At 39.4% G+C, this 6,673-nt stretch carries 6 protein-coding genes; all 6 read right to left on the bottom strand.

The window, feature by feature from the left end; all coding sequences use genetic code 11:
* The coding region (locus ABDZ53_RS12640) for an AAA family ATPase (protein ID WP_343757065.1) at positions 1 to 858 on the bottom strand (858 nt) is incomplete at its 3' end.
* Between the two features lie 15 nt (positions 859 to 873).
* Positions 874 to 1,413 carry an ATP-dependent protease subunit HslV gene (gene hslV / locus ABDZ53_RS12635; protein ID WP_343757063.1) on the bottom strand — a complete coding sequence of 180 codons (540 nt, stop codon included), beginning with the start codon at positions 1,411 to 1,413 and terminating at the stop codon, positions 874 to 876.
* A 25-nt stretch (positions 1,414 to 1,438) separates the two neighbouring features.
* Entirely contained in the window at positions 1,439 to 2,335 is an 897-nt protein-coding gene (xerC, locus tag ABDZ53_RS12630; RefSeq protein ID WP_343757061.1) for a tyrosine recombinase XerC, read from the bottom strand.
* 316 nt (positions 2,336 to 2,651) lie between these two features.
* On the bottom strand, positions 2,652 to 4,721 hold the full coding sequence (gene topA, locus ABDZ53_RS12625; protein WP_343757059.1) for a type I DNA topoisomerase: 2,070 nt from the start codon (positions 4,719 to 4,721) through the stop codon (positions 2,652 to 2,654).
* 125 nt (positions 4,722 to 4,846) lie between these two features.
* Positions 4,847 to 5,746 (bottom strand): DNA-processing protein DprA, encoded by a 900-nt coding sequence (gene dprA, locus ABDZ53_RS12620; RefSeq protein WP_343757057.1) that lies wholly within the window; start codon positions 5,744 to 5,746, stop codon positions 4,847 to 4,849.
* 128 nt (positions 5,747 to 5,874) lie between these two features.
* The gene (locus ABDZ53_RS12615; protein ID WP_343757121.1) at positions 5,875 to 6,654 is read right to left on the bottom strand and encodes a ribonuclease HII; all 780 of its coding nucleotides are present in this window, start codon (positions 6,652 to 6,654) and stop codon (positions 5,875 to 5,877) included.
* Between the last annotated feature and the right edge of the window lie 19 nt (positions 6,655 to 6,673).

Below are 6,673 nucleotides of genomic sequence, written 5' to 3'. Positions count from 1 at the left end.
GTCAATAAAGATAATTCCAGAGTTTTCAGCCAAATGAACCGCATCTGCATGAATATCTTCTTGATTGATTAATTTGTCTGCTTCTTCTTCAGTAAAGATCTCGACTGCTTCTTTAACAGTGACTTTACGTTTCACTTTTTTAGTCGGCGTTAACTGTCCTAATGTTTCGGAAAGATCAATCCCCATTTGTTCCATTGGAGCACTCATCGGATTACTTGGCGCTTTTTTCTTTTCAACCACTTTAATTTCAACTTCGCGACTATCGAGCATGCCACGGCTGATTTGTTCCTTTAACTCATCACGTTTAGATGAAATTTCTGAAGTGACTGTTTCTTCTTCCTCTTCATGCTGAGCAAACTGGTTAGGATCCATGCCCATTCCTCTGAACATGCCTGCGAAGGGATTCATCTCATTTGGACTTTTTTCTTTCTTAATCCCTGGCGCTAAGGCTTTAGCTACACGATCAATGGCTCTTTTTTCGGCTCTTCCACGGACGCTTCTTCGGTAATCTTCTTTTACGATTTGAACGGCAGATTCCGCCAGGTCTCTGACCATTGACTCTACGTCGCGACCGATATAACCGACTTCTGTAAATTTAGTGGCTTCTACTTTAATAAATGGAGCTTCCACAATAGTAGCCAATCGTCGAGCTATTTCAGTCTTACCAATACCCGTCGCACCAATCATTAATATGTTTTTAGGTGTAATATCTTTTTGCATATCTTCGTCAAGCTTTAAACGTCTGTAACGGTTTCTTAAAGCGACAGCTACCGCTTTTTTAGCAGCATCCTGCCCAACGATATACTGGTCTAAACGACTTACAATTTCTCTAGGTGTTAAATCATTGCGTGCTATCATAAACTAAACGCCCCCTTATAATTTTTCTGTCACGATATTATGATTAGTATACACACAAATATCTGCCGCTATACTTAAACTGTCATGAGCAATTTCTTCAGCTGTCAGATTGTCTCCATGCTTCACTAATGCACGAGCTGCTGACAAGGCAAAATTTCCTCCTGAACCGATAGCTAAAACGCCATCATCTGGTTGAATCACTTCCCCGTTGCCTGAGATTAAAAGCATTGTTTCTTTGTTCATAACAATGAGTAAAGCTTCCAAGTTTTTCATCATTTTATCTGTACGCCACTCTTGAGCCAGTTCTACAGCAGCTCTCATTAAGTGTCCATTGTATTGATTCAAGTACCCTTCAAATTTTTCTTCTAAAGTAAAGGCATCGGCTACACTTCCTGCGAACCCGACTAATACCTCTCCGTTAAAAATTTTTCGGACTTTTCGTGCTTTTCCTTTCATAACGACTTGTTCGCCCATCGTGACTTGACCGTCTCCGGCCATGGCACTTTCTCCTTTGTGCTGGATGGCTAATATCGTTGTTGCATGAAATTGTGTCATTCTAATTCCTCCATTTAATAGTCGATTAAGCTCTTGGGTGAAAGGCATTGTAATCCTTTTGCAAGTGCTCTGTGGTCACATGGGTATAGATCTGTGTAGAGGCTAAACTCTTGTGTCCAAGAAGTTCTTGTACGGTTCGGATATCGGCCCCATTATTCAATAAATGAGTCGCAAAGGTGTGTCTTAACATATGCGGTGAGATGTTATGCGTTAAACTGCTTTTCTTAATGAGTTGACTTAAGACATATTGAATTCCGTTTTGTGTAATCTGATCTCCATGATGATTGACAAAGAGATAGGAATGGGTTTTATTATACTTTTTCATTAACACGTCTCTGCCTTCTTTTAAGTAAAGGCTTATGGCTTCACTGGCATAGTGACCGAAAGGTATATAACGTTCTCTGTTTCCTTTCCCTTTTACTAAAAGCATACCCATTGAAAAGTCGATATCTGACATTTGGATGCCTTGGCATTCACTGACACGGATGCCTGTTCCATATAAGAGTTCAAGCAAGGCTTGGTTTCTTAGTTCTAAAGGCGTTTCCCCTTCTGCTGCTTCAAATAAAGCTTCCATTTCTTCTTCATAAAAGAAAGTAGGCAGTCGTGACCCCCTATTCTTCACTTGTAAGTAGGAGAATGGATTGTCTCGAATAATCTCGTTGTTTAATAAAAACTGATAAAAAGCGCGCAAACTTGATATCTTGCGAGAAATGGATGATCGTGAATATTTTTTATCGGTTAAATAACTTAAATAAATTCGGGCATCAGAAAGGCTGACGGCGAGTAAATCGTCTTCTCCCGTTTCTTTCAGAAAAGCTTCAAAGGCTAATAAATCATCCTTATAAGCTAAGTTCGTATGATCAGAGTAGTGTCGTTCGTTTTTTAAATAATTTGAAAAAAGCGTAATCCATTTATTATCCAATGCTTTCACCCCACTTCTCTATTTTACCATATTTTCATCATACAAACATTATATGAAAAGAGAAAGTCTAATATGAGAATTTTTAAGGAGATTTCTTTCGACTATTAAAGACTTAGTAAAGTGATTTTGAGGGCCTGGAGTCTAATAAAGGGATTTTATTCGTCCATATCATTAAGAAATAGACTTTGTCAGTCTATAAAATCAGTTTATACGACTTTAAACAAATGTAGGTTATTTTACAGGGCTATTATAATATATACAAAAATTGCGCTATATTGTCTCGATGAACAAAATAGCGCAATCCGATTTCATTTAATTATTTTTGAACAGCTTCTTCGTAATCACAATTGGAACATTTGACCTGACGTTGTTTTTTCGTAACTTTTTCAACCAGGAACTGCTCACATTTCGGACAATCTCTTCCAATCGGTTTGTCCCAAGAAGTAAAGTCACAGTCGGGATACCGTTCGCATCCATAGAAAATACGTTTCTTTTTAGATTTACGTTCCACTACTTCACCTTTTTTACAAGTAGGACACGTTACCCCGATTTTCTTAACGATTGGTTTGGTGTTTCGGCAATCAGGGAAGTTTGAACAGGCATGGAACTTACCGTAACGCCCAATTTTAATGACCATAGGACTGCCACATTTTTCACAGTCAAAGCCAGCTGGTTCGTCTTCGATTTCCACTTCTTCCACTTCTTCGACTGCTTTATCTACATCTTTTTTGAATGGACGGTAGAACTGGTCAATAATTTCGACCCATTCTTTTTTACCTTCTTCTACTGAGTCCAAATCCTTTTCCAAGTCAGCAGTGAAGTTGATATCCACAATGTCAGGGAAATAGTCACAGATGATTTCATTGACAATTCCACCTAACTCGGTCGGTTCAAAGCGTTTATTTTTCAGCGTGACGTAGTAGCGGCGCTGAATTGTTTCAAGAGTTGGCGCGTAAGTGGAAGGACGTCCCACTCCGTTTTCTTCCAACGTTTTGATTAATGTCGCTTCACTGTATCGAGCCGGTGGTTGAGTAAAGTGCTGGTTGGGTTCAAGTGAATCTAGCTTAATACGGTCCCCTTCTTCTAAATCAGGTAACATATTGTCTTTTTCACTTTTACTATCTGTATAGACCGCTTGATAGCCTTTAAACTTAATCTGGGAACCATTCGCTCTAAACTTGACTCCATTTTGCTCGATGTCTACACGGACCGTGTCATAGACAGCCGGTTTCATTTGACTAGCAATAAAACGAGACCAGATAAGCTGGTATAATTTAAATTGATCCTTGCTTAAATACTGCTTGATGTCCTCTGGTCTGCGCATGGCACTGGTTGCCCGAATGGCTTCGTGTGCATCTTGAGCAGATTGCTGGTTTTTTTGCTTACGAATAGTCGTTGCTGCATATTCTTTCCCGTAATCTTGCAAAATTAATTCATTGGCTTCTTGTTTAGCTGTGTCAGATAAACGAGTAGAATCTGTACGCATATAGGTAATTAGACCCACTGAACCGCCACGTCCCAGAGAAATCCCTTCGTATAACTGTTGAGCCACCATCATGGTTTTTCGCGTACGAAAGTTCAACTTTCCGGCTGCTTCTTGTTGTAAACTACTCGTTGTGAAGGGGGGATAAGGATTTCTTTTGCGTTCTTTTTTCACTACTTTAGTTACATCAAAGTCTTCTGATTGGTTTAATCTCTTAATGACAGCTTGCACAGCCTCGTTATTAGGCAGTTTTTCTTTTTTTCCGTCGACACCATAGAAATTCGCTTTGAATTTTTTTCGTTTTTGAATGAAGTTGGCATCCAGTGACCAGTATTCTTCTGGCTTGAAGTTGTTAATTTCTTCTTCTCGATCGCAAATCATCTTTAAAGCAACAGACTGAACACGCCCTGCACTTAGTCCACGTTTCACTTTCTTCCATAGTATAGGACTAATCTGATAACCCACTATTCTGTCCAGGACACGACGAGCTTGTTGGGAATCAATTAAATCTTCATTGAGATGGCGAGGGTTTTTCAATGCGTTTTTAACCGCATCTTTCGTAATCTCGTTAAAGACGACTCGGTTTTTCTCTTCTTTATCTAAGCCTAGAATAAAACTTAAGTGCCAGGCAATCGCTTCCCCTTCTCTGTCCGGGTCGGCTGCAAGGTAAACTTTTTCAGCTTTCTTCGCGTACTTTTTTAAATCTTTGATAACCGGTCCTTTTCCACGGATGGTGATATATTCTGGCTCATAATCATTTTCAAAATCGACACCCATACGACTTTTCGGTAAGTCTCGAATGTGTCCCAGACTGGCTACCACTTTATAATTTCTACCTAAATATTTTTCAATTGTTTTTGCTTTAGCTGGTGATTCTACAATAACTAGATATTTAAAAGCCAAGTGACAGGCTCCTCCCTTTCATACAAACTGCATGTATTTATTTAATAGTAACGTTCTTTTTCTTTTATTCAAAGAATCGTTAATCATCATATGCCATATGAAATGGGTTTGTCAACTTTACAATCTTATTTCATAGAGAAATGTTTGACATTCTTGTCACTTTTCCACTCATTTAGGATATCTGAAGCCTCTGTGACAGGTATCGCTCCTAGCTTAATTAAGTCATTACAACCTTTGGACAATTCACTAAAAATGGAACCGGGTACGGCAAAGACATCTCTTCCTTCTTCCAGTGCCATGCGTGCCGTTATGAGACTGCCACTTCTCGCTCTGGCTTCAATGACTAACACCCCGTCAGACAAGCCTGAGATAATCCGATTCCTCATTGGAAAATGATGTTTTCTAGGCGGAGTTCCTAAGGGGTATTCACTTAAAACCAAATGATGAAGAGACAAGTGGGCTTGCAAAGCTACAGTGTCTCTGGGATAAGTTACATCCAGTCCTGTTCCAATAATACCTATGGTTTTACCTTGTAAACGAATGGTCTCTTTGTGCGCGTATGCATCAATCCCTTTAGCTAATCCACTGACAATGCCTACGTTATGTTCAACAAGTTCTGGTAAAACCCTATCTAAAGCTTGCTTACCATACTGAGTGCATTCCCTCGCTCCCACTACACCCATAAGCGGAAAGTCGAGTAAGGAAAGATCGCCTTTAAAAAATAACACAAAAGGTGGATCATAAATATGCTTTAACAAATAGGGATAATAATCGGACGCTAGGGTAACCATATTAATTGATTGCTTGGCATAGGTTTCCTTTAATGAAGTAAGTGACCGTGTCTTTAGATAGGTTAAAAAAGCGTGTTTTTTCTGATAAGTTAATTTTACTTTATTTTTATCCTTGTATGGGCCATCCACTAATTGAGGCATCCACTCATGCACAATGGCCCACTTTTCCTTTCGTGTCAGACCAGAGTAGTGGGCTAATAGAATAAGTATGTCATCTTCCGTTAATGCAGTCATCTTCATTTCTCCTTTGATTAAAATAGGTCCTACTATAACTACTACCCAAAAAAGTCAAAAGTCACGAAAATAATCAAAAGAAATGAAAAACGACCTCATTTTAAATAAACAAGGTCGCAAGTTAACTATTATTGAGTTAAAACATCTTTTACCGGTCTAAACGACTGACGGTGAATTGGAGTCGCTCCAAATTGCTTTAACCCGTCTAAATGATCTTTAGTGCCATACCCTGCATTTCGTTCAAAGCCGTAATGCGGATACGTAACAGCATACTCTTCCATTAATTTGTCTCTTGTCACTTTAGCAATGATCGAAGCGGCTGCAATGGATAGACTTTTAGCATCTCCTTTGATGAGGCGCTCTTGAGGAATAGGGCTATCTATCGTCATCGCGTCAATCAACAGATAGTCTGGTTTTATCTCTAAATCTTCAACCGCTGTCTTCATTGACACTCTTGTAGCCTCGTAAATATTTAAGCGGTCAATATCCGAAGCAGAGACAACGGATACAGCTAGCGCAACCGCTTGTTCTTTAATCTGTTCAGCCCAATAGATTCTTTCTTTCAGACTCAACTGTTTCGAATCATTCAGTCCTATCAATTGAGTCGTTTCAGGCAGGATGACAGCGGCAGATACAACCGGTCCAGCTAAAGGTCCTCGACCGACTTCATCAATACCCGCAATAGTAGTATAACCATTCTGACGAGCCTTCTTTTCATACTCTTGCATCCTAATAAACTGTTCCACCAATGCCTTCTTTTTTGCCTGTTTTAAATCCCAACTTTTTAAGGCTTGTTGAACACCTTTGCGTGGGTCTTGTCTTAAGTGAGCTAGATACTCTTCTGATAAGGTTTCTTCTTTGCTCAACTGGTTCTTTATCTCTTTAATCGTTGCTTTTTTCTGGTTCATTGTCTCCTGGTCTCTCAAA

The sequence above is a fragment of the Alkalibacterium iburiense genome (genome assembly GCF_039521845.1).
Taxonomy (GTDB): domain Bacteria; phylum Bacillota; class Bacilli; order Lactobacillales; family Carnobacteriaceae_A; genus Alkalibacterium; species Alkalibacterium iburiense.
Note: the sequence above shows the minus strand (reverse complement) of the source record. Positions and strands in the feature narration are given on the sequence as shown.